Here is a 22826-nt window from a genome sequence, read left to right as displayed (position 1 = left end):
GCGGCCCTGGCCGGCCGGGGGAACGTGCCGTCGGCGCCGTGGGGCGCCCAGATCGCTGCGGGCCTTCCGCGCCAGCGGGCCGAGCGGCCGTCCCGGCCACGCAGGACTTCATCGCAAGGAGCCCACTGGACGTGAGCAACTATCAGAACCCGCCCGGGCAGCCGCCGCAGGGGCCCGTGCCCCCGGGTGGGCAGCCAGGACCGTACCCGCCGCAGGGCGGGCCGCAGCCGGGCCCGTACCCACCGCAGAACCCGCCGCCGCCGGGCCCGTACGGGGCGCCGGACGCGGCCACCCAGCCCGCCCCGCAGCAGCAGCCGGGCCCGTACCCGCCGCAGGGCCCGCCGCCCGCGCCGGGCCCGTACGGGGCGCCGGACGCGGCCACCCAGCCGGGCCCGCCGCCGCAGCAGCCGGGCGGCCTTCCGGCGCCCTACGCGCCGCAGGGCGGCCCGCCTGTGCCGTATTCACCGGAGGGCCAGATGCCGCCGGGGATGCCCGGTATGCCGGGGCAGCCGGCCGGGTTCGGCTACGCGATGCCGCTGCGCGGGCCCGGTGTCACTTGGCTGCTGGGGCTCATCACCTGCGGGATCTACGCCCTGGTGTGGTGGTACAAGATCCAGAAAGAGCTGAACCAGTTCGACCAGCGCATCGAGGTCAGCCCGGGCATGAGCGTCCTGGCGTTCCTGCCGGGTGGGTACCTGCTGATCCCGCCGTTCGTCTCGGTGGCGAACACCGCCGGCCGCATATCGGCGGCGCAGCGCGCCGCGGGTCTGCCGCCGACGTGCAGCGGCGGCCTGGGGATTCTGCTGTACATCCTGCTGGGGACGCACATGATCTACTTCCAGTCGGAGATCAACAAGATCCACCACCACTACCAGGGCCCGCCGCCCGGTACCCCGCTCCCGCTGGTCGCCTGAGGGCTCCGGCCGGAACGCCACGCGCCGGTTCGTCCGCCGGTCGCGCGCCGGGCATCTCCGGCGCGCGCCCCGGGCGTTCCGGCGCAGGCTGATCATGGGCACTTCAGCCCGCGGGTAACGCTCCATCAGGCCACGTCCCCCCACCGCACGGAGCCGCCTGATGCGACGCAGCGCCGCGACGTTCTTCGGCACGGTCCTCGCCCTCCTCCTCACGGCCACCCTGCTCGCCCCGGCCGCGTCCGCGGCCCCGCCCGGCATTCCCGACGCCGCGACCGCGCGGGCCGAGCTGGCCGCCCTCACCGTGGCGCCCCCCGGCTCGATGGCGGGCTACTCGCGCCGCCTGTTCCCCCACTGGACCAGCCGCGACGGCTGTTCCACGCGGGAGGAGGTGCTGAAGCGGGACGGCGAGGGCGTCACGGTCGACGCGGACTGCCGGCCCGTCTCCGGCACCTGGTACAGCCCCTACGACGACGTCACGGTGCCCGCCTCGTCCCGCGTCGACATCGACCACGTCGTCCCGCTGGCCGAGGCATGGCGTTCGGGCGCGGACACCTGGACCACCGACCGGCGCGAGGCGTTCGCCAACGACCTCGGCCGCCCCCAGCTCATCGCGGCCAGCGCCGCGTCCAACCGTTCCAAGGGTGACCAGGACCCCGCGGAATGGCAGCCCCGCGCCGCCGCATACCACTGCACCTACGGGAAGATGTGGGTCAGGGCCAAGTACCACTGGCAGCTGACGATCGACGACGCGGAACGCACGGCGCTGCGGGAGATGCTCAGCACCTGCTGAGTTTCCTGCTGAAATACGCTGCATGACCACGAAGAGCGACATGACCGAAAAGTTCTCCGTCTTCACGGCCCCGCGCGGCGGCGTGATGACCAAGGAGGTCGGGGTCGTCACCGGCGAACTCGAACTGCACACCGCCGCCGGGGACGACGGCACCCTCACCCTCCGCATCCGCTACGCGGGCGCGGACGAGTGGTACACGGTGGACGGCGGCCCGTACCGGCTGCACGACCCGCGCGACCACGAGGTGCTGCACGACGTGCTGGTCGGCCTGCTGCACCGCCCGCAGCCGTGACCTGCCGGGGGCGCGGCACCCGCGGGTGCCGCGCCCCCGACCCGCGTCAGTGGAAGAAGTGCCGCGTACCGGTGAAGTACATCGTCACCGAGGCCGCGCGGGCCGCCTCGGTCACCTGCTCGTCGCGGACGGAGCCGCCCGGCTGCACCACGGCCCTGACGCCCGCCTCGGCCAGCACCTCGAAGCCGTCGGGGAACGGGAAGAACGCGTCCGACGCCGCGTACGCCCCCGCCGCGCGCTCCGCCCCGGCACGCTGCACCGCGAGCCTGGCGGAGTCCACCCGGTTGACCTGGCCCATCCCGACGCCGACGGTGGCACCGTCCTTGGCCAGCAGGATCGCGTTCGACTTCACGGCCCGGCAGGCGCGCCAGGCGAACGCCAGCTCGGCCAGCTCCCCCTCCGGCAGCGGCTCGCCCGCCGCCAGGCGCCACGTCGACGGGTCGTCGCCCGGCGCCTGGAGGCGGTCGGTGACCTGCACCAGCGTCCCGCCGTCGATCGGCCGGTACTCGGTGGCCGCGGCCGGCGGCTCCGGGCAGCGCAGCACCCGGATGTTCTTCTTGCGGGCCAGCACCTCCACCGCGCCCTCCTCGTAGCCGGGCGCCACGATCACCTCGGTGAAGATCTCCGCGACCTGCTCCGCCATGGCCACCGACACCGGCCGGTTCGCGGCGATGACGCCGCCGAAGGCGGACAGCGGGTCGCAGGCGTGCGCCCTGCGGTGTGCCTGCGCCACGTCCGCCCCGACCGCGATGCCGCAGGGATTGGTGTGCTTGACGACCGCGACGCACGGCAGTTCGTGGTCGTAGGCCGCCCGGCGGGCCGCCTCGGTGTCCACGTAGTTGTTGTACGACATCTCCTTGCCGTGCAGCTGCTCGGCCGCGGCGAGGCCCGTGCCCGAGCCGTCCCCGTAGAGGGCCGCCGCCTGGTGCGGGTTCTCCCCGTAGCGCAGCACCCGTTCCAGCGAGAACGTCAGGCGCGCGTTCTCCACGAACAGCTCGCCCTCCGCCGCCTCGGCGGGCCCGGCCGCGTCGAGCTGCGCGAACCAGCCGGCCACCGCGGCGTCGTAGGCCGCGGTGTGCGCGAACGCCTTCGCCGCGAGCCGGCGCCGCTCCTCCAGCGTGAACCCGCCGCCCGCCGCCGCGGCCAGCACGTCCGGGTAGCGCGCGGGGTCGGTGACCACCGCGACCGACGGGTGGTTCTTGGCCGCCGCGCGCAGCATCGCCGGGCCGCCGATGTCGATCTGCTCCACGCACTCGTCCGGCGAGGCACCGGACTCCACCGTCAGCTGGAACGGGTAGAGGTTGACCACGACCAGGTCGAACGCCTCGATGCCCAGCTCCTCCAGCTGCTCCCGGTGGGCGGGCAGGCGCTGGTCGGCCAGGAGCCCGGCGTGCACCCGCGGGTGCAGCGTCTTGACCCGGCCGTCCAGGCACTCGGGGAAGCCGGTCAGCTCCTCGACCGGCGTGACCGGCACCCCCGCGGCGGCGATGCGTGCCGCCGTGGAGCCGGTCGACACGATCCGCACCCCGGCCGCGTGGAGCCCGCCGGCCAGCTCCTCAAGGCCGGTCTTGTCGTAGACGCTGACCAGCGCGCGGCGAACGGGCCGCCTCGTCTCTTCCGCGGTCACGGGATATGCACCTTCCGTCCCTCGATCCTGTACCCGTCGCGGGCGAGCCGGCCCACGACGTCGACGAGGAGCCGCCGCTCGACGTCCTTGATGCGCTCGTGCAGCGCCGCCTCGTCGTCCGCCTCGCGGATCGCCACCGCCTCCTGGGCGATGATCGGCCCCGAGTCCACCCCGGCGTCCATGAAGTGCACCGTGCAGCCGGTCACCCTGACCCCGTGGGCCAGCGCGTCGCGCACCCCGTGCGCGCCGGGGAAGCTCGGCAGCAGCGCCGGGTGCGTGTTGACGGTCCGGCCGCCGAAGGCGGCGAGGAACGCCGTGCCCACGATCTTCATGAACCCGGCCGACACCACCAGGTCCGGCCGGTGCGCGGCCACCGCGCCGGCCAGCGCCGCGTCCCACTCGGCGCGGGTCGCGAAGTCGCGGACCCGGCACACGAACGTCGGCACCCCCGCGCGCTCGGCGCGCCGCAGGCCCTCGATCCCGTCCCGGTCCGCCCCGACCGCCACCACCTCGGCGCCGTACGCGGCCCCGCCTTCGGCCACGGCGTCGAGCAGCGCCTGAAGATTCGTACCCGAACCGGAGACGAGGACGACGACGCGCGCCGGAGACGTACGCTCTGGGGCAGCAGCCACGATCGGGGTCTTTCGTCAGGGGGAGCCGTGAGCCGCAACGATACCGGTACGCCTCGCTCCCCCCGTGCCCCGGTGGGGCCCGGCTCCAGGTACCGTCGATGGCACCGGCGCCTTTCCAGCGGTCCGGCACCTAAGAGGGAGACTCGACGACCACGATGACGGACCGACGCCGCGCCGCCGGCCAGCAGGACCGGAAAGGCGAGGAGGACAACCCCTTCGCCCCGCCACCCGAGGGACAGCCGGACCGGCCGTGGCAGCCGCGTCGGCCGGAGGGGTCCGACGGGGACGGCGAGGACGGAACGAGGGAGGGGCCCCAGCGCCAGCGCTGGGGCAGCCAGTGGAGCAGGCGCCAGCCGAAGCGCCAGAACGGCGGGTTCGGCGAGCCGCCCTCCGAGACCGACCGCAAGCCCGGCGGCCCGGGCGGGGGTTCCCGCTGGGACCCGTCCGACCCCGCGCAGCGGCACGCCCGTTACGCCGTGCTGGCCGGCATGTGGGGAGTCTTCGGCGGTCTGCTCGGCTGGGAGTGGCTGGCGCTGCTGCTGGGGGCGCTCGCCCTGTACTGGGGCATCAGCGCCCTGCGCGGCGGCCCGAAGGAGAAGCCGGAGGGCAGGAACCGGCGCCTGGAGAAGCTGGAGGGCGAGCCGCCCCCGCCGTCCGGGCCCCCCTCCCCCGGCCCCGCGGCACCGGGCGCGCGCCCCGCGCGCCCGCAGTTCGCCGCGGCGGTCTCCGGGGTCGTGCTGGCGTCCGCGGCGCTGGCGATCGTCGCGGCCACGTACACCGTGCAGCTCGTGTACAAGGACTACTTCGACTGCGTGAGCGACGCGCTGACCAGGCCGTCGCAGCAGGCATGCGAGGAGCTGCTGCCCAGTCAGCTCCGGCCGATACTGGGCGAACAGGACTGACGCCCGGCGCCTTCTGCGGTCAGGCGAGCGCGCGCGCCAGCTCTTCCGCGGTGAGGAACGAGGTGTGCGTGCCCGCCGTCAGGCAGGCGTGCGCCCCCGCCACCGAGCCGGCCCGCATGCTCGCCCGCCAGTCCTTCCCCGCCAGGCGGCCGTGGAGGAACGCCGCGACGTAGGCGTCGCCCGCGCCGTCGGTGTCCACGACCGGTCCTGGCACGGTGGCGGCGGGCAGGTGGCGCAGCGGGCCGCCGGGCAGCGCGAGGTAGCTGCCGTCCGCACCTGCCATCGCGACGACGGCCCCGGCCCGGCCCCGGGCGAGGATGTCCCGCGCGGTCTCCTCCGTCCGGTCCCCGAGCGCGGAGGTGGAGACGAACACCAGGTCGGCGCCGTAGGCGAAGTCGCGGTGGTAGTCCTGCACGCCGTCCCAGTCGTGCAGGTCGGTCGAGGTGGACGGGCCGGCCCCGGCGGCCTCGGCCAGGGCGTGCCGCGCCCAGTCGGCGAGGCAGGCGTGCACGTGCCGGGTGCGGGCGAGCGCCGGGCGGTACAGGCCGGGGTCGACGGTCATGCCCACGGGGTGGCGGCCGTCGTAGAGGGACACCCGCCTCCCGTTCGGGTCGACCAGGTTGACGCTGCGCCTCGTGCCGCTGGGATGGGTGCGGTGGTCGAAGGACAGGCCCGCCGCGGCGTAGGCGCCACGCACCTGATCGCCCTCGGGGTCGGCGCCGATCACGTCCGCGAGGTGGGTGCGCAGTCCCAGGTGGTGGCAGCCGAACGCGACGCCGTTGCCGGTGTGCGCCACGTACCGTTCGATCGGCGGCACCATGATGGTCTCCCGCTCGGGCAGCGGCAGCCTGGGGACCCGGACGGTGGTGTCCACCCCGGTCCCGCCGACCACGAACACGTCCAGTTCCGTCGTCACGTCCCTACCTCCAGCTCGTTCCGGGAGACCTGGGCGCCGGCCGGCCGGTGTCACGGACGGTGCCGCGGCTCCTCCGTGATCTCGGGCACCAGGGTGCCCGAGGACTTCCTCAGCGCGGCCCAGCGCGTGTCGCGGGCGGCGGTGGTGTGCCACGCGTCGGCCGCCGTGCCGCGCTTCCCGCGCCGCCGCCCGGGGCGGCGGGGCAGCAGCCGGGCGGCACGGGCGGCCGCGCCGCCCACGGCGGCCCTGATCCAGCGCGGTCTGCGCAGCCGCCAGGCGCGCAGCACCAGCGCGGCGGGTACGGCGGGGACGGCCGTCCAGGCGGCCGCGGCCAGGCCGGTCGTCCAGGGCTCGGGACCGAACGTGGCGAGCGCGCCGGTACCGAGCGGCCCGCCGGCGAACGCGGCGAGCAGCCCGAACGCGGCACCGGCGCCGCAGGCGGCGAGCAGCACGGTGAGCGCGGTGCCGCCCCAGCCGGACGCGGTGGCCCGTTCGCCGCGCTCCGGCACCGCGAGCCGGGCGGCGGTCCACGCGACGGCCGCCGCCCCCGCCGCGGGGACGAGCGCGGCGGCGGTCAGCAGCCAGGGGCCGCCCGCGGTGGCGGGCAGCGCGGCGAGCAGCGGGAAGGGCGGCAGGTCGGGCGCGGTGCCGGTGACGGCGAGGGGCCCGAAGGCGCTGCCCGCGCCCGCGGTGAAGCCGGGGCCGAGGCCGTAGGCGACGGCCCAGACGACGGCGTTCGGGAGGAGGGCCAGGGTCAGCAGCAGTACCGCGAGCCGCCCGGCCCAGTCCGTGGCGAGCTGCCCGAACGCGGCTTGCGCGCTCGCGGCGCTGAGCAGCAGTCCGCCGAGGAGCAGCAGCGTTCCCGCGGCGCAGCAGGCGGCGACGCCGGTCAGCGCCAGGCGCCGGCCGGCGGACAGGCGGCGGCCGTCGAGGGCGCCGCCGGTCCCAGGACCGCCCGCGAACGGCGGCCCGCTGATGGTGAAGGCGGCGGTGAGGGTGACGGCGAGCGCGAACAGCGGCAGGTGCCAGGCGGCGCTGAGGGGCTGTGCGGCCAGGGTGGCGGGGGCGGTGCACAGGACGGCTCCCGCGGCGGCCAGGAGGTAGCCGCTGGTGATCCACAGCGCGGCGAGCGCGCCCTGTCCCGGCTGGGGCGCCCAGTCGCAGGCGCGCACCGCCCGGTTCAGCAGCCAGGCGGGCAGGGCGGCGAGCAGCAGCGGGGTCACGCCGACCGGGGCGGTGAACGCGTCGCCGGGGCTTTGGCGCACGAGGTCCGCGCCGTGTGCGAGCAGCCACAGGTCGGCGGCGACGCGCAGGGCGCCGCCGACACCGCCGTCCGGGTAGGGCGAGAGGGTCCACAGCAGGAGGACGGGGACGGCGAGCGCCCCGAGGCCGAGCCCGGCGGCGAGCAGCCCTTCGAGGAGCCACCGGGCGCGGACGGGGCTGAGCGGGGCGAGGCGCCGGAGAACGTGTCGCACGCGGCCATGCTGCCAACAACACCCGGAGCGGGGAGGTAACCCGTTTTCGCCGATGTGTCGCTCAATATAGGCGTATGTACCTTTTTACATACTTGCACCCCTTTGCCGAGCCCTGGAGACGGCGGTGAGGGCGGGCCCGGCGGCGGCGTTCGACCGGCTCTACACGCGGCAGGCCGCCTCGCTCACCCGGCAGGCGTTCCTGCTCTGCGGCCACCGGCGGCTGGCCGAGCGCGCGGTGGTGTACGCGTTCCACCGGGCGTGGGAACGCTGGCCCGAGGTCGCCGTGGACCCCGACCCGGCCGGCTGGGTGCGGGCCGCGGCCCACGACTACGCGCTCTCGCCCTGGCACCAGCTCGTTCCCGGGCGGCGCGGCGGAGAGCCGCGCGCGGTGCCGCCCGAGGACCGTGGGCTGCTCGAAGCGCTGCTGAGCCTGCCGCGCTGCTACCGGCGCAGCCTCGTCCTGCACGACGGTGTCGGCCTCCGTCTGCCCGAGACCGCGGCCGAGACGGAGGCGACCACGCGCGCCGCGGCGCTGCGCATCCTGCACGCCAGGACCTGCCTGGCCGCCCGGCTGCCCGGCCTCGCGGAGACCGCCCCCCGCGACCGCGGCGCCCTGCTGACCGGGCTGCTGCGGGACTTCGCGGCCGGCCACCCGGCCAAGACCTGCTCCCCCGCGGCCCTGCGCGCCTCGGGCGAACGGCGCACGCGCCGCTGGACGTGGGCCGCGTACGCGCTGGTCGCCACGGCCGTCTCCACGATCACCGCGGTCGCGGTCCTCACCGGCTGACCCGGTCGGGCCGGCCGGGCCGGCGGACGCCGGGCAGCACGAAGGCCCGGCCCCCTCGAACGTGTCGAGGGGGCCGGGCCTTCGCGGGGTGCGCCGGGAACGCCGGGAACGCCGGGAACGCCGGGAAACCGCGGTGTCACGCCGTGAGCAGCTCGCGGGCCAGCCGGGCGGTCTCAGAAGGGGTCTTGCCGACCTTGACACCGGCGGCCTCCAGCGCCTCCTTCTTGGCCTGGGCCGTGCCGGAGGAACCGGAGACGATCGCGCCCGCGTGCCCCATCGTCTTGCCCTCGGGCGCGGTGAAACCGGCCACGTAGCCGACGACGGGCTTGGAGACGTTCGCCTTGATGAAGTCGGCCGCCCGCTCCTCCGCGTCGCCGCCGATCTCGCCGATCATGACGATCAGGTCGGTCTCCTGGTCGGCCTCGAAGGCCGCCAGGGCGTCGATGTGCGTGGTCCCGATGACCGGGTCGCCGCCGATGCCGACACAGGAGCTGAAGCCGATGTCGCGCAGCTCGTACATCATCTGGTAGGTCAGCGTGCCGGACTTCGACACCAGGCCGATGCGGCCCGGCTTGGTGATGTCGGCCGGGATGATGCCCGCGTTGGACTGGCCGGGAGTGATCAGACCCGGGCAGTTGGGACCGATGATGCGGGTCTTGTTCCCCTTCTTGCCCGCGTAGGACCAGAAGGCGGCCGTGTCGTGGACCGCGATGCCCTCGGTGATCACGACCGCGAGCGGGATCTCCGCGTCGATGGCCTCGACGACCGCGTCCTTGGTGAACTTCTCCGGAACGAAGATCACCGTTACGTCCGCGCCGGTCGCCTCGATGGCGTCCTTGACGCTGCCGAAGACCGGTACCTCCGTGCCGTCGAAGTCGACGCTCTGACCGGCCTTGCGCGGGTTCACGCCACCCACGATGTTCGTGCCGGCGCTGAGCATCCGCCGCGTGTGCTTCTGTCCTTCGGAGCCGGTCATCCCCTGGACGACGACCTTGCTCTCCTTGGTGAGGAAGATAGCCATGGTGTAAGTCGGTGTCCTTTACTCCGCGCTACTTCGCGGCCAGCTCTGCGGCGCGGTCGGCCGCTCCGTCCATGGTGTCCACCTGCTCGACGAGCGGGTGGTCGGCGTCGGTGAGGATCTTGCGCCCCAGCTCCGCGTTGTTGCCGTCGAGCCGGACGACCAGCGGCTTCTTCACGTCCTCGCCCTTGGACTTCAGCAGCTCCAGGGCCTGCACGATGCCGTTCGCCACGGCGTCGCACGCGGTGATACCACCGAAGACGTTCACGAAGACGGAACGCACCTCCGGGTCGCCGAGGATGATCTCCAGGCCGTTCGCCATCACCTCGGCGGACGCGCCGCCGCCGATGTCGAGGAAGTTGGCCGGCTTCACGCCGCCGTGCGCCTCACCGGCGTACGCGACGACGTCCAGGGTGCTCATCACCAGACCCGCGCCGTTGCCGATGATGCCGACGGTACCGCCGTCGAGCTTCACGTAGTTGAGGCCGCGCTCCTTGGCCGCGGCCTCCAGCGGGTTGGCCGCGGCCTTGTCCTCCAGCGCGGCGTGCTCCGGCTGCCGGAACTCGGCGTTCGCGTCCAGGGACACCTTGCCGTCCAGCGCGACGATCTTGCCGTCCCCGGTCTTCACCAGCGGGTTGACCTCGACCAGCAGCGCGTCTTCCTTGATGAAGACGGTCCACAGCTGCTGAAGGACGTCGACCACCTGGTCCGCGACCTCGGCGGGGAAGCGCGCCGCCTCGACGATCTCGCGGGCCTTGTCCGCGGTGACGCCGTCGATCGCGTCCACCGGGATCTTGGCCAGCGCCTCGGGGCTGTTGGCCGCGACCTCCTCGATGTCCATGCCGCCCTCGACGGAGGCCATGGCGAGGAACGTGCGGTTGGTGCGGTCCAGGAGGAAGGAGACGTAGTACTCCTCCGCGATGTCCGCCGTCTGCGCCAGCATGACGCGCTGGACCGTGTGGCCCTTGATGTCCATGCCCAGAATGGCGCCCGCCTTGGCGACCGCGTCCTCCGGGTCGGAGGCCAGCTTGACGCCGCCCGCCTTGCCGCGTCCGCCGGTCTTCACCTGCGCCTTGACGACCGCGCGACCGCCGAGCCGCTCGGTCGCCTCGCGCGCCGCCTCGGGCGTGTCGATGACTTCGCCGGCCAGCACCGGTACGCCATGCTTGGCGAAGAGGTCCCTCGCCTGATACTCGAACAGGTCCACGCGCGTCCGTCCCTCAATCAATGGTCTCGCGGTCGTTGTCTGCGTGGGCGTGCCGCGTGGCCGCGTTGCGAGGCGACGCCGAAGCACGCGGCATGTCCGAAGTCGAGCGTATCCGTGCCCCGGCGGAGGGCTTGAATCCTGGGTCACACCAACGTGGTGAGTCCCGTCACACATCGCCGCCGCGGGCCGGTCCGCCCGCCGGGCGAGGGGGCCGGGGCCGCCTCAGGGAGCGGCCAGGGCCGAGCGCACCCAGTCCACGACCTCGCTGGTGGGTGCGCCGGGGGTGAAGATCGCGGCGACGCCGGCCGCCTTCAGCGGGGCGATGTCGTCCTCGGGAATGATGCCGCCGCCGAAGACGACGACGTCCGCCGCGTCCCGCTCGCGCAGCAGCTCGATGACACGGGTGAACAGGGTGTTGTGCGCGCCGGAGAGGACGGAAAGGCCGATGGCGTCCGCGTCCTCCTGGATGGCGGTGTCCACGATCTGCTCCGGCGTCTGGTGCAGCCCCGTGTAGATGACCTCCAGGCCCGCGTCGCGCAGCGCGCGGGCGATGACCTTCGCCCCCCGGTCGTGACCGTCGAGCCCGGGCTTGGCCACCACGACGCGAATCGGACCCGATACACCCATCAGCAGCCTCCCGGGGACGCGAGTTAACGCACGTTGACTACAGGATCTCCCAATCCGCGGCCGGCGGAACAGGTCCGAGGGGGAAATCACATCCGCGGACCGCGGACCACGCGGACCCCTATTCGAACTCATGTCGAACATGACGTGCGGCACCCATGGTGGACCCCGCCGAAAATCGGCCTATTGACCGCTTACGCCCCTCGGAAACCTGCGAACAAGCCGGGAAAGATTGTCGCCGCCACGTACCGCCGGGTACAGTCACCGCCGAACCGCAGGGGCAGGTCCTTGCCACGCCCCTGTTGTCGAGCCGAAGGGCCTAGTCGGTGAGCGATCGTCTGCTGTCGGAAGCCTCCGGGCACACGGATTATTCCGGCTTCGGCACCCACGCCGCACACGGGCTGCTCGACCCGGCGTACGGCCACCAGGATGCCTACGGTGTCGGAGGCGGGTACGGGGCCGGGGACGGGTACGGAGCCGGGTACCAGGACGCACAGCAGTGGGCCGCCGTTCCACAGGAGTCCTTCCCGCAGGAATCCTTTCCCCAGGAGCCGTTCCCGCAGGACGGCTACCAGCAGTTCCCCCCGTTCCAGCAGTTCCCGCAGGAGTCCTTTCACCAGGAACAACAGCAGCCGTATCCGCCCGAGCAGTGGTACGGCGAAACCGGGTACGAATCCGGCACCTGGTACGCCGGCGGGCCCGCCGCGGAGGATTTTCACGAAACCCCCGCGCCGCGGGGCGGACCGGCCGCGGACACGGGCACCGCGCACGAACCCGATCCCGGCCTCGGCGCCGATCCGGACCTCGACGGCCTCGACGACGTGGCCGCGGACCCCGGACAGGAGTGGGCCCCCGACGACCCGGCGCCCGAGTCCGGGCCACCGTCAGCCGCGCGGCCGCAGCGGCGCGGCGGACGGCGGCGTTCGGCGCGTCCGCGGCGGTCCGCGTTCCTCAGCGTGGCCGCCCCCTCCCTCGCTGTCCTGGGCGTGACCGCCGTGGCCACGGCGGCGACCGTCTCCGAGTCCGACACCCCGCAGGGCGGCGAGCCGGCGCCGGTGGCCGCGCCCGACCCGGGCGAGGTCCAGCAGGTCGCCGCGAACCAGCAGTTCGACAGCCAGCTGGCGGGCCTGACCGAGGCCGTCGACGACTACAGCGACCGCGCCAGCCGCACGCAGGGCCGCCTCGACCTCCAGGCGCAGCAGGAGGCGGAGGCCGAGGCCGCGGCGGCGGAGGCCGCGCGTATCGAGGCCGAGCGGCAGAAGTTCTTCGTTCCGGTGGAGCAGGCCGGGCTCAGCGCCTACTTCGGCCAGTCGGGCATCAACTGGATGTCCACGCACACCGGCATCGACTTCCCGGTCAGCTACGGCACCCCCGTGGTGGCGGCCACCGACGGCTCCATCAGCACGCAGTGGCACCCGAGCTACGGGAACATGGTCATCCTGACCGCCCCCGACGGCACGGAGACCTGGTACGCGCACCTGGACAGCACCGTCTTCACCTCCGGCCACGTGCAGGCCGGCACGGTGATCGCCTACTCGGGCAACTCCGGCACCTCCACGGGGCCGCATCTGCACTTCGAGGTACGGCCGGGCGGCGGCTCGCCCATCGACCCGCTCACCTGGCTGCGGGGCCAGGGCCTCGAACCCACGTAACCACCCGCTCACCACCGCTCACCACCGACGCCAGGCGCCGGACCGGGGACTCCCCGGTCCGGCGCTTTTCCGTGGGCCGAGGCGACTCCCCCGGGCCCTCGTTTTTCTTATAGAGGGAAATTCGATCACGCGTATTGCTGCATACGGAATGAGACCGTAGTTTTCCAGCTACCCGCGATCGAGCACCGAAGGAGTCGCCATGAGCCTCGACGGGGCCGCAACCATCGGAGACGCTCGCCGGGGCACCCCCGCGGCCGGGGCCCGGCTGCCCCCGGGCCGGGTCGGCCGCCTCCTCGCCTCGCGCCGGGTGCGCGATCTGGGGCTCAAGGTCTCCGGGGTGCTCACCGTCCTCCTCGCCCTGGAGCTGTGCTCGCGCGTCGGCCTGCTGTCGCGTGACTGGTTTCCGCCGGTCACCGACACCTACGCGGAGCTGTTCCGGCTGGGCATGGGCCGCCCCCTGTGGGTGGAGATCGGGCGCACGCTGAACGGCTGGGCGATCGGGCTCGCCCTCGCCACGCTGCTGGCCGTCCCCTTCGGCATCCTGCTCGGGTCGAGCCCGGCGGCCTACCGCATGAGCCGGGTCGTCATCGAGTTCTGCCGGCCGGTGCCCTCCGTCGCGCTGATCCCGCTGGCCGTGCTCGTCTACGGCGTCGGCCTGGAGATGAAGGTCTTCCTCATCGTCTTCGTGACCTTCTGGCCCATCCTGCTCCAGGTCGTCTACGGCGTCACCGACGTCGACCCGGTGGTCCGCGACACCGCGCGGGCCTACGGACTGCCCTCCCACGCGCGCTTCTTCCGCATCACCCTGCCGAGCGCCGCCCCCTACATCGCCACCGGGCTGCGGATCGCGTCCGCCATCGCGCTGGTGCTCGCGGTGACCGCCGAGCTGGTCGTGGGCGCGCCCGGCCTCGGCCAGTCCATCGTCGTCGCCCAGTCCAACGCGCAACTGCCCCGCATGTACGCCCTGATCATCGTCACCGGCCTGGTCGGCTGGGTACTCAACATGGCCTTCCAGGCCGTCGAGCGCCGCCTGCTCCGGTGGCACCCCTCGCAGCGTCAGGAGGAGAGCCGGTGAGCCGCCGCGTCCTCGGGTTCCTGCTGGAACTCGCCCTGCCCGCCGCCCTGCTCATCGGCTACGGGCTGTGGGCGCACCGGGCCGGGAGTTTCTACTTCCCGCCGCTCGACGAGATCTTCCGCTACTTCCGCGAGCTGTGGCTGTTCGACCGCGTCGGCAGCGACCTGCTGCCGAGCCTGGCGCGCATGCTGGCCGGGTACACCGCGTCCGTCGTCATCGGCGTCGGGCTCGGGCTGCTGCTCGGCATGTACCGCCCGCTGCGCGTCGCGGCCGAGCCGGTCGTGGAGTTCCTGCGGGCGCTGCCCGCCCCGGCGCTGATCCCGTTCTCGCTGCTGATGTTCGGCGCGGGCAACGCCTCGAAGGTCTTCGTGATCGTGCTCGGCGCGGTCTGGCCGATCCTGCTGAACACGATCGACGGCGTGCGCGGCGTCGACCCGCAGGCGCTGGACATGGCGCGCGCCCACCGGATTCCGCCCGGGGCCCGCATCGTCCGCATCATCCTGCCGGGCGCGGGCCCGCGGGTGTTCGCGGGCATGCGCACCAGCCTCGCCATCGCGATCATCCTGATGGTCGTCTCCGAGATGGTGGCCAGCAGCAACGGGCTCGGCTACTTCGTTCTGGAACAGCAGCGTTCGTTCGCCATCCCCGAGATGTGGACCGGCATCATCCTGCTCGGCGTCCTGGGCTTCGTCCTCAACTGGATCTTCCTGCGGGTGGAACGGCGGGTGCTGCGCTGGCACCGCGGCGCCCGCGGCCTCCTCGCGGAGCACGAACCCGCCGCCGGCGCCCCTTCCTCCGCTTCCTCCGCTTCCTCCGCTTCCTCCCTCAAGAAAACCCCGACCCCGGAGAAGTCCGATGCTTGAAGTCTCGAACCTGCGGAAGGTCTACGGCCCCGACCCGCACGCCGCGCCGGCCGTCGACGGCCTGTCCTTCGCCGTCGCCGACCAGGAGTTCGTCTGCATCCTCGGCTCGTCCGGCTGCGGCAAGACCACGATGCTGCGGTGCCTCTCCGGCCTGACGCCCGCCACCTCCGGGTCGGTCGTCCTGCGCGGCAAGCCGGTGAACGGGCCGCCGGAGGACATGGCGTTCGTCTTCCAGGACTACAGCCGCTCGCTGCTGCCGTGGATGACGGTGCGGCGCAACATCGCGTTCCCGCTGCGCTACAAGGGCGTCGACCGGCGCCAAGCGGCGGAGCTGACCGAGGAGGCGCTGGACGCCGTCGGCCTCGCCGGCCGCGGGGACCGCTACCCCTGGCAGCTCTCCGGCGGCATGCAGCAGCGCGTGGCCATCGCGCGGGCCCTGGCGTACCGGCCGGGCATCCTGCTGATGGACGAGCCGTTCGCCTCGGTGGACGCGCAGACGCGTTCGGGCCTGGAGGACCTGCTGCTGAACGTGTGGCAGCGGTACGGGATCACCGTGCTGTTCGTCACGCACGACATCGACGAGGCCGTCTACCTGGCCGACCGGGTACTGGTGCTGCGGCCCCCGGCGAACGTCGGGCACGAGGCCGTGGTCGGCCTGCCGCGCCCGCGGAACCAGGTGGCGACCAAGCGGGAGCCGGAGTTCGGCAGGCTGCGCGGCGAGCTGTACGCCGCGCTCGACGGCCGGCCGGTGGCGGCGTGAACCGCGGCGGCCGGGCCGTCGCGGCCCTCGCGGGCCTGCTGATGCTCGCCACCACGGCCTGCACCGACTACGGCGGCGACCTGTCCGGCGTCGCCGCGGCGGGCGGCGGGGACGGCGACACCGTGATGGTCTCGGAGACCGCGGGAACCCCGGCCTCGTTCCTGGCCTACGGCGTCCGCGAGGGCTACTTCGAGGCGGAGGGCCTGGATGTCAGGGTCAGCCCGTCGAGCGGTGGCGCGAGCGTCATCCCGGCGCTGCTGAGCGGGGACATCGACGTCGCCGGGTCCAACGTGGTGTCGGCGCTGATCGCGATGGGGCGGCGCATGCCGGTCGAGATGATCGCGGCGGGCACCAGCACCGCGTCCGCGGCGGACGACGACTTCTCCGCGCTGATGGTCCCGGCGGACAGCCCGCTACGGGAGCCGGCGGACCTCGACGGGGCGCGCATCGCGGTCAACACCCTGCAGAACATCAACGATGTGGTCATCCACTCGGTACTCTCCGATGCCGGGCTCGGCAACGGGGACGTCGACTTCGTCGAGATGCCGCTGCCCGATATGCCCGCCGCCATCGAGCGCGGCGACGTCGACGCGGGGCTGCTGATCGAGCCGTTCGCCACGATCGGCAGGTCGCAGGGCCTGCGCGACGTCGCGCGCCCCTACACGGCCACCCGGCCCGAGCTGCAGATCGGCACGTACCTGATGACCTCCGAGCAGGTCGCGGAGGACCCGGAACGCGCCGCCGCGTTCCGCCGGGGCGTGACCGCGACGGCCCAGGCCATCGCCGCGGACCCGCAGGCGTTCCGCGACGCCCTGCCGGAGATCAGCGACCTGGCTCCGGAGCTGGCGGGCGACATGCACCTGCCGGTGTGGCGCGGGGCGACGGACCGGGAGTCCATCGAGACCATCCACGGCCTGATGCGCGACATCGGCCTGACCGACGCCGACCTCGACTACGCGGAGGCGGTCGCGGACAACTCCTAGCCGCTCCTAGCCGGGCGGGCCGCGCCTGTTTCCGCCGGGGCCGATCGGGTTACCGGTTACCGGTGGCGGACAGGAACGGCGGCCGAGGAAGGGGCGTGGAGCCATGACGGGTGCCGCGGCGCGGGCGCAGCGGGCGCGCCGGCGGCTGGCGCGGGCCGTGCGCGGTCCGGGGTGGCGGCGCGTCGACCCGCTGCTGGCCGCGAAGACCGTGCTGGCGGCCGTCGTCGCGTGGTCGCTCGCCTCCTGGCTGCTCACCCCAGGCGTCACGACCTTCGCGCCGTTCACCTCGCTGCTGTCCTTGCAGGGAACGGTGTACCGGTCGCTGTGGCAGTCGCTGCGCTACATGGGGGCGGTGGCCGTGGGCGTGATGCTCGCGGCGGGCTTCGGCTCCACCGCCGGGCTGCACGCGTGGAGCCTGGCCGTTGTGATGGCGGCGGCACTGGTCACGATGCGGCTGGGCGCGCTGGGCTCGCAGCGCCTCCAGGTGCCGGTGACGGCCCTGTTCGCGTTCTCGGCGGGCGGCGGTCAGCTCGAATACAGCCTCCAGCTGCTCGCCGCGGTGCTCATCGGCGTCGGCTGCGGTCTGGCCACCTCCGTGCTCTGGGCGCCGCCCCTGCGCCACCGCGGCGCCGACGAGGCCGTGTCCGCGCTGTCCCGGGAGGTGTGCGGGCTGCTGCGCGGCATCGCGGACGCGCTGCGCGAGACGACCCCCGACGCGGCGCGGACCCGCGACTGGCTGGACCGCGCGGAGCAGGTGGGGGTGCTGGCGCAGCAGGCCCGCGCCGCGGTGGAGAACGGCGAGGAGGCGGCGCGGCTCAATCCGCGCCGCGTCCTCGCCGGTGAGCACCTGCGGCTGCCGGTCCACCACGCGGCCGTCAACGTCCTGGAACGCGCGGGCCACCATGCCCAGTCGATCGCCCGCGGCCTGCACTACGCCGTGCACAGCGAGCACTACGCGGCGCTGGCGCGCGACTTCCTGACGGGCTACGCCGAGCTGCTCGCGGACACCGCCGTTGCCGCGCGGGAACTGCGGGTGTCCGAGGGCCGCGGCGGCGGCGAAGGCGACGAAGGCGACGACGAGGAGCTGCACGAACACCTCGCGCGGGGCCGGCGGTGCCACGACCGGCTGGCCGCGCGCAGCCGGCGGGAGGGCCTCGACGCGCCGGGCGAGTGGCCGCTGTACGGCGCCCTGCTGACCGACGCTTACCGCATCCTGGACGATCTGGGCACCAGCCTGCCCGCCCGCTCCTGACCCGGCGGACGCACGCCCCCGCCCGCCTCAGGACCCGACCTGCGCGTGCAGCAGCTCCTGAAGACGGTCACGGACCGGCAGCAGGTCCTCGGCGAGCTTGCGCGCGTCCGTGCGGGCGGCCAGCCGGTGCGCGGGCACGACCACCGCGACCGAGGCCAGCGGCGTCTGCGCCCGGTCCCGCAGCACCGCGGCCACCGCGCTGATGCCGCGTTCGCCCTCCTCGACGTTCATCGCGAAGCCGGCGCGGCGGATCTCCGCCAGCTCCGCCAGGAGGGCCTGCCAGTCGGAGACGGAGAACTCGGTGCGCGTCGTCAGCTCCCGGTCGGCGAAGCGCCGGGACAGCTCCGCCTCGGGCATGGCGGCCAGGATGGCCTTGCCCGCGGCGGTGCAGTGCGCCGGCAGCACGACGCCGGTGCGGTCGCCGACACGGACGGAACGCGGGCTCTCCACGCAGTCGATGAACCGCACGTTGCGCCCTTCGAGCAGCGACAGGCTCGTCGTCTCCTGGGTGCTGTCCCGCACCTGCTCCAGGAAGGGGCGGGCGACCTGGCGGATGTCGATGCGGCCGATGGCGGCGAGGCCGATCTCGCCCAGCACGGGGCCCGGCCGGTAGGCGCCGTTGGGCTTCTCCTGGAGGACGAATCCGCGCCTGCGCAGTGCGTTGAGCAGGCGGTGCGCGGTCGAGGGCGCGACGCCAAGCTCGGCCGCCGCGTCGGAGACCCGCAGCGCCTTCCGCTCGCCGATCAGCTCCAGGAGCCGCAGCGCGTTGTCCACCGAACTCGTGACGCCCTCCCGGGCGTTATTCGACATGCAGGAATTCTAACGTAGTTCTTTTCTGGGCATCCACCGGCCGCGCTCCCGCCCGCCCCGCTCAGCCCCCGCTCAGCCCTCGCGCACGGCGAGGGTCAGTTCGCCGATCCGCCCGATGCCCGCGCGCAGCCGGTCGCCCGGGACGATCGCGCCGACGCCGGGGGGCGCTCCGGTGAAGATGAGGTCCCCGGGCAGCAGCGTCATCATCGACGACGCGTACGAGACGATCGCGGGCACCGGCGTGATGAGGTCGCGGGTCAGCACGTGCTGCCGCCGCACGCCGTTGACGTCGAGCCGGATCTCCAGATCGCTCGCGTCGCCCAGCTCGTCGGCCGTGACGAGGAACGGGCCGAGCGGGCTGAAGGTGTCGTAACTCTTGCGCCGCGAACGGTCGGCCGCGCTGCGCACGGTGATGTCGAGGCCCAGCGTGTAGCCCAGCACGTGGTCGAGCGCCCGGTCCCGCGGGATGTCCGCGCCGCCCCTGCCGATCACCACGACCAGCTCGGACTCGTGGTGGATCTCCTGGCCCGCGGCGACAACCTCCGCGGGCAGCACGATGTCCTCTGCGGGACCCGACAGGGAGGACGGGGACTTCAGGAACACGTCGAAGTTCATCATCCACGACTCGACGCCGCCCAGCGTGCGTTCCTGCACGTCGTGCATCTCCGCCACGTGGTCCGCGTAGTTGCAGGCACAGGCCACGATCTTGCTCGGGTTCAGCGCGGGTGCGCGCAGCCGGCCGGGGTCGAGCGGCTCGGCCGCGCCCTGTGCCGCCGCGGCGGCGAGATCCGTTCGCAGCGCAGGGAAGTCCCGGCACAGCGCGCGCCACCAGCCCGCGGTGAGCGGGTCCGGATCGTGCGGCCGGCCGATCGCGGCGGTGACGTCGGTCACCGTCGTGCCCCGCGGGCCCTCCTCGACCACGCCGAGGCGGTGGTCGTCGAACAGTGCCAGTTTCATGCCGCGGTCCCTTCCCCGAACACACCCGTGACCTCCTGCCGCCGCGGCAGCGTCTCCTCGCGGTACAGGCCGAGCGCCCGCAGCACCGGTGCGTCGCCCAGGCCGAACAGGTCCGCCCCGCCGTCCGAGAAGTGCTCCACCGCCGACCAGGACGGCACGACGAACATGTCGCCCGCCGTCCAGTCGAACCTGCACCCGTCGACGACGCTGCTGCCCGCGCCGCGGAACACGACGAACACCGTGTTCCCGCTGCGCCGCACCGGCGCGGACGCGCCGCCAGGCAGCACCCGGTGCATGCCGCAGGACAGGGTCGGCAGCACGCTGGCGCCCGAGTGCGGATTGGTGAACTCCACGCTCACCAGCGGCCCTTCGCCCGCCGCGGCCAGGCGGGACAGGAGCGCGTCGGTCTGGGCCCAGCGGTAGACCAGCAGCGGCGAGGGCGCCGGGTCGAGCGCGCGGGTGACCGCGCCGGGCGTCATGGTGCGCGCGGCATCGCCGCCCTCGCCACCCGCGCCGGCCCAGGCGGCTTCGGAACGGTTGTGCGGGCCGGTCACCGGCTGCCGCAGTTCCGGGTGCGGCTCGAAGAACACGGCGTCCAGCGCCTCGACCATCGGCAGGTCGAGGCCGTCGAACCAGAACATGCTGCCGTCGCCGCCGTTGGCGTGGTCGTGCCAGGCGCCGCCCGGGGTGAGGATCAGGTCGCCGGGCCGCATATCGCAGGCGTCCCCGTCGACGGTGGTCCACACCCCCTCGCCCTCGATGACGAAGCGGATCGCGCCGGGCGTGTGCCGGTGCGCGGGCGCCGTCTCGTTCGGCCCGAGGCACTGGAGCGCGCCCCACAGCGTGCCGGCCGCGTAGGGCCGCCCGCCCAGACCCGGGTTGGCGAGGGACAGCACGCGCCGCTCGCCGCCGCGCTCCACCGGCACCAGCCGGATGGCGCGTTCGGCCAGCGGGCGCAGCACCGCGGAGCGCCACAGCCAGGGCACGGCCCGCGGCCTGGGGGTGGGCGTCAGCAGCTGCTCGGTGATCGTCCACAGGGGACGCAGTCCGGCGGCGGCGATGTCCTCGTAGAGGGAACGCAAGCGCGGATCGCCGACCCCGGGTTCGTCGACGAGGGACATGGAGACCTCCTGGGGTAGGGGGTGGGAAACGCCTCAGCGGGCGGGCGCGGGCGCGGGGGCGCCGGGGGGCAGGCCGACGCCGAAGCGGCGCACGCTTTCGAGGAGCGAGGCACGCCGCATGTAGGCGCGGGCGCGGTCCGGATCGGCCGCGGTGGCGCGCATCTCCTCGTGCGCGGCGCGGCGCCGGCTCTCGTCGGCCTCGCTCAGCCGCTGCGTATTGCGCTGCGTGTCGGCCTGCACGTACTCCACGGCCACCCGCCGCCGCACGTCGGCGAACGCGGTCAGCTCCGCCTCGGCCGCGGCGCCTTCGGCGATGCGGGCGAGGCGCCGGGTGATGTCGACGGCGTCGTGGATGCCGCTGTTCAGACCGACCCCGCCCATGGGGCTGTTGATGTGGGCCGCGTCTCCGATGAGGACGGCGCGGCCGGCGCGGAACGACCCGGCCACCCGCTGGTGCACGCGGTACAGCTGCCGGTCGATGATCGGGTAGCCGGCCCGGCGGGGCGCGACGCCCTGGAACTGCCGCTCCAGCGTCGCCCCGGCGAGCGCGTCGGCCTCGCTCTGCCCGGCGGGCACCGGCCAGACCGCCCGCCAGGACTCGGGGGTGCGCAGCAGGAACAGCCACTCGCGGGGGTCGGCCACGTAGTTGACCTCCGCGATGCCGGGCAGCGCCTCGGCGAGGTCGACGCTCGTGCTGGCGATGAGGAAGCGCTCGGGGTAGGTCCAGCCGGTGAAGTCGACGCCGAGTGCCCGCCGCACGGTGCTGCCCGCGCCGTCGGCGCCGATCACCCACGAGCCGTGCACCTCGCGGGTGCCGGTCGCGGTGCTGACGACGACCAAGGCCCCGTTCCCCGCACGCGGCGCGACGCCGGTGACACGGGCACCGAACAGCAGCTCGACGCCGGGCGTCCGGGCCAGCCTCTCGTGCAGCATGCGCACCAGGTGCTGCTGGTTGAGCTGGAGGCGGTAGGGGAAGGGCGTCTCGTCGGCGAGGAGCGAGAAGTCGAACGCGGCGATCAGCCCGTCCCGCCGGTCGCGGAAGTGGTACACGGGCACGACCAGGCCCTCGGCGTGCATCTGGTCCGCGATGCCCAGTTCGTCGAGCAGTTCGAGCGTCGCCGCGTGGAACGTGGAGGCGCGCCAGTCCGTCTTCGGCCGCTCCTCGGCCTCGATCAGCACCACGGGGATGCCGAAGCGGGCGAGGGAGGCGGCGGCGACCATTCCGACCGGACCACCGCCGACGACGACCACCGGGCCGCCGGGGAGTCCGCGCTCAATTCCTGGCATGCGGCAAACATCTCATACGTTCCGCATGCATGAAAGAAGATCGATCTGATTTCCGCTATGCCGAAATAGCGCTGGTGTGCGCCCGGCGGCCACGCGCACGCAAAAGGCCCGCCGCTCCCCGGAGGGAGCGGCGGGCCTGCCGTCCGTGCGAGCCGGCCGCGGGGCCGGCGGATCTCACCTGGTGCGGCGCGCGACCGCCTGGCCGATGGCGAAGACGCCGACGGGGGCCAGGATCAGGAAGAAGTAGTTGATCGGATCGTTGGACTCGGTCCAGAAGTCCCAGAGGTGGTTGAACTCCTCGAAGAAGATCTTCGTGGCGCTCCACTCACCGTTGGTGAGGTACTCGCTGAGGATCATCGCCATGCCGTACAGCTCACCGAGCACGGCCGCCACGAGGGCCAGCGCGGCGGCGAGGACCTGTATGCCGATGTTCCGCCGGGCGAGGAACGCCGGACCGGCGCCGACCGCCGCGCCGATGGCCAGCGACACGTAGCCGATCTTGGTGACCTCACCGCTGCTCTCGTCGAACATCGCGTCGTAGAAGAACGCGTAGAGGATCGCCATGACCAGCGTGGCACCCACCGCGGAAAGGACCGCGAGCGCGATGTTCTGGTTCGCCGGGCCGCCCGAGGGAGGCGGGGCCGGCCAGCCGCCGCCGGGCGCACCCTGCGGGGCGCCGTACGGCTGGGGCGGCTGGGGCTGGGGCGGCGGGTAGCCGTAACCCTGCTGCGGCGGCTGGCCATACGGCTGCGCGGGCGGCTGGGGCGGCTGGGGCTGGCCGTACGGGTTGGGCTGGGGCTGGCCGTATCCGCCCGGCTGTTGCGGCTGCTGTCCGTATCCGCCGCCGTCCGGCTGTTGCTGCCAGGGCTGGCTCATTGTGTT

23 protein-coding genes are annotated in these 22826 nt (G+C 73.7%); 11 read left to right on the top strand and 12 right to left on the bottom strand.

Annotated features, from left to right (window positions below; all coding sequences use genetic code 11):
• Window positions 1-131 precede the first annotated feature (131 nt).
• The 3 genes from RM779_RS13885 to RM779_RS13875 all read left to right on the top strand — a co-directional run bounded on the left by RM779_RS13885 (window position 132) and on the right by RM779_RS13875 (window position 1996).
• Window positions 132-914: a DUF4234 domain-containing protein gene (locus RM779_RS13885; protein ID WP_311617981.1), complete on the top strand. Its 783-nt coding sequence runs from the start codon at window positions 132-134 to the stop codon at window positions 912-914.
• 160 nt (window positions 915-1074) lie between these two features.
• The gene (locus RM779_RS13880; RefSeq protein ID WP_311617980.1) at window positions 1075-1704 is read left to right on the top strand and encodes an HNH endonuclease family protein; all 630 of its coding nucleotides are present in this window, start codon (window positions 1075-1077) and stop codon (window positions 1702-1704) included.
• 22 nt (window positions 1705-1726) lie between these two features.
• Window positions 1727-1996, top strand: a complete 270-nt coding sequence (locus tag RM779_RS13875; RefSeq protein WP_311617979.1) for a hypothetical protein — start codon at window positions 1727-1729, stop codon at window positions 1994-1996.
• Window positions 1997-2042: 46 nt separating this feature from the next.
• Here RM779_RS13875 and purH read toward each other — a convergent pair whose 3' ends face one another.
• Window positions 2043-3623: a bifunctional phosphoribosylaminoimidazolecarboxamide formyltransferase/IMP cyclohydrolase gene (purH, locus tag RM779_RS13870; protein ID WP_311617978.1), complete on the bottom strand. Its 1581-nt coding sequence runs from the start codon at window positions 3621-3623 to the stop codon at window positions 2043-2045.
• The gene (gene purN / locus RM779_RS13865; RefSeq protein ID WP_311617977.1) at window positions 3620-4255 is read right to left on the bottom strand and encodes a phosphoribosylglycinamide formyltransferase; all 636 of its coding nucleotides are present in this window, start codon (window positions 4253-4255) and stop codon (window positions 3620-3622) included. Before purN ends, purH begins: the two co-directional genes overlap by 4 nt.
• 155 nt (window positions 4256-4410) lie before the next feature.
• Between purN and RM779_RS13860 the strand changes: the two genes are divergently transcribed.
• Window positions 4411-5157, top strand: a complete 747-nt coding sequence (locus RM779_RS13860; protein WP_311617976.1) for a hypothetical protein — start codon at window positions 4411-4413, stop codon at window positions 5155-5157.
• Window positions 5158-5176: 19 nt separating this feature from the next.
• Here the strand turns inward: RM779_RS13860 and RM779_RS13855 are convergent, their stop codons facing one another.
• Window positions 5177-6073: a carbohydrate kinase family protein gene (locus RM779_RS13855; RefSeq protein WP_311617975.1), complete on the bottom strand. Its 897-nt coding sequence runs from the start codon at window positions 6071-6073 to the stop codon at window positions 5177-5179.
• A gap of 50 nt (window positions 6074-6123) precedes the next feature.
• A complete protein-coding gene (locus RM779_RS13850) occupies window positions 6124-7548 on the bottom strand; it encodes a cell division protein PerM (protein ID WP_311617974.1) in 1425 nt (474 codons plus the stop codon).
• A gap of 124 nt (window positions 7549-7672) precedes the next feature.
• Here RM779_RS13850 and RM779_RS13845 point away from each other — a divergent pair, with 124 nt between their 5' ends.
• Complete coding sequence (locus RM779_RS13845; RefSeq protein ID WP_311617973.1) at window positions 7673-8335, top strand: SigE family RNA polymerase sigma factor; 663 nt, start codon at window positions 7673-7675, stop codon at window positions 8333-8335.
• 136 nt (window positions 8336-8471) lie between these two features.
• Here the strand turns inward: RM779_RS13845 and sucD are convergent, their stop codons facing one another.
• The 3 genes from sucD to RM779_RS13830 form a co-directional block, all read right to left on the bottom strand.
• Window positions 8472-9356 (bottom strand): succinate--CoA ligase subunit alpha, encoded by an 885-nt coding sequence (sucD, locus tag RM779_RS13840; protein WP_077059459.1) that lies wholly within the window; start codon window positions 9354-9356, stop codon window positions 8472-8474.
• A gap of 28 nt (window positions 9357-9384) precedes the next feature.
• Entirely contained in the window at window positions 9385-10560 is a 1176-nt protein-coding gene (gene sucC, locus RM779_RS13835) for an ADP-forming succinate--CoA ligase subunit beta (protein ID WP_311617972.1), read from the bottom strand.
• Window positions 10561-10782: 222 nt separating this feature from the next.
• A complete protein-coding gene (locus RM779_RS13830) occupies window positions 10783-11187 on the bottom strand; it encodes a cobalamin B12-binding domain-containing protein (protein WP_311617971.1) in 405 nt (134 codons plus the stop codon).
• A 323-nt stretch (window positions 11188-11510) separates the two neighbouring features.
• On the opposite strand from RM779_RS13830, the gene RM779_RS13825 reads away from it, so the two are divergent.
• The 6 genes from RM779_RS13825 (at window position 11511) to RM779_RS13800 (ending at window position 17769) form a co-directional block, all read left to right on the top strand.
• Window positions 11511-12836: a M23 family metallopeptidase gene (locus RM779_RS13825; RefSeq protein WP_311617970.1), complete on the top strand. Its 1326-nt coding sequence runs from the start codon at window positions 11511-11513 to the stop codon at window positions 12834-12836.
• A gap of 199 nt (window positions 12837-13035) precedes the next feature.
• Window positions 13036-13911 (top strand): ABC transporter permease, encoded by an 876-nt coding sequence (locus tag RM779_RS13820; RefSeq protein ID WP_311617969.1) that lies wholly within the window; start codon window positions 13036-13038, stop codon window positions 13909-13911.
• On the top strand, window positions 13908-14774 hold the full coding sequence (locus tag RM779_RS13815) for an ABC transporter permease (RefSeq protein ID WP_311617968.1): 867 nt from the start codon (window positions 13908-13910) through the stop codon (window positions 14772-14774). Before RM779_RS13820 ends, RM779_RS13815 begins: the two co-directional genes overlap by 4 nt.
• Entirely contained in the window at window positions 14767-15534 is a 768-nt protein-coding gene (locus RM779_RS13810; protein ID WP_311617967.1) for an ABC transporter ATP-binding protein, read from the top strand. Before RM779_RS13815 ends, RM779_RS13810 begins: the two co-directional genes overlap by 8 nt.
• Window positions 15531-16517, top strand: coding sequence for an ABC transporter substrate-binding protein (locus RM779_RS13805; RefSeq protein ID WP_311617966.1), 987 nt, complete (start codon window positions 15531-15533; stop codon window positions 16515-16517). The genes RM779_RS13810 and RM779_RS13805 overlap by 4 nt, the downstream gene beginning before the upstream one ends.
• A gap of 103 nt (window positions 16518-16620) precedes the next feature.
• On the top strand, window positions 16621-17769 hold the full coding sequence (locus tag RM779_RS13800) for an FUSC family protein (protein WP_311617965.1): 1149 nt from the start codon (window positions 16621-16623) through the stop codon (window positions 17767-17769).
• Between the two features lie 27 nt (window positions 17770-17796).
• Here the strand turns inward: RM779_RS13800 and RM779_RS13795 are convergent, their stop codons facing one another.
• The 5 genes from RM779_RS13795 to RM779_RS13775 form a co-directional block, all read right to left on the bottom strand.
• Window positions 17797-18579 (bottom strand): IclR family transcriptional regulator, encoded by a 783-nt coding sequence (locus RM779_RS13795; RefSeq protein WP_311617964.1) that lies wholly within the window; start codon window positions 18577-18579, stop codon window positions 17797-17799.
• 72 nt (window positions 18580-18651) lie between these two features.
• The gene (locus tag RM779_RS13790) at window positions 18652-19536 is read right to left on the bottom strand and encodes a fumarylacetoacetate hydrolase family protein (protein WP_311617963.1); all 885 of its coding nucleotides are present in this window, start codon (window positions 19534-19536) and stop codon (window positions 18652-18654) included.
• Window positions 19533-20657, bottom strand: coding sequence for a cupin domain-containing protein (locus tag RM779_RS13785; protein WP_311617962.1), 1125 nt, complete (start codon window positions 20655-20657; stop codon window positions 19533-19535). Before RM779_RS13785 ends, RM779_RS13790 begins: the two co-directional genes overlap by 4 nt.
• Window positions 20658-20690: 33 nt before the next feature.
• On the bottom strand, window positions 20691-21944 hold the full coding sequence (locus RM779_RS13780) for an FAD-dependent oxidoreductase (RefSeq protein WP_311617961.1): 1254 nt from the start codon (window positions 21942-21944) through the stop codon (window positions 20691-20693).
• A gap of 174 nt (window positions 21945-22118) precedes the next feature.
• A complete protein-coding gene (locus tag RM779_RS13775) occupies window positions 22119-22820 on the bottom strand; it encodes a hypothetical protein (protein WP_311617960.1) in 702 nt (233 codons plus the stop codon).
• Between the last annotated feature and the right edge of the window lie 6 nt (window positions 22821-22826).

It is taken from the genome of Streptomyces johnsoniae, assembly GCF_031845565.1.
GTDB classification, from domain to species: Bacteria; Actinomycetota; Actinomycetes; order Streptomycetales; family Streptomycetaceae; genus Streptomyces; species Streptomyces johnsoniae.
This window is presented reverse-complemented; position numbering and strand designations above follow the sequence as displayed.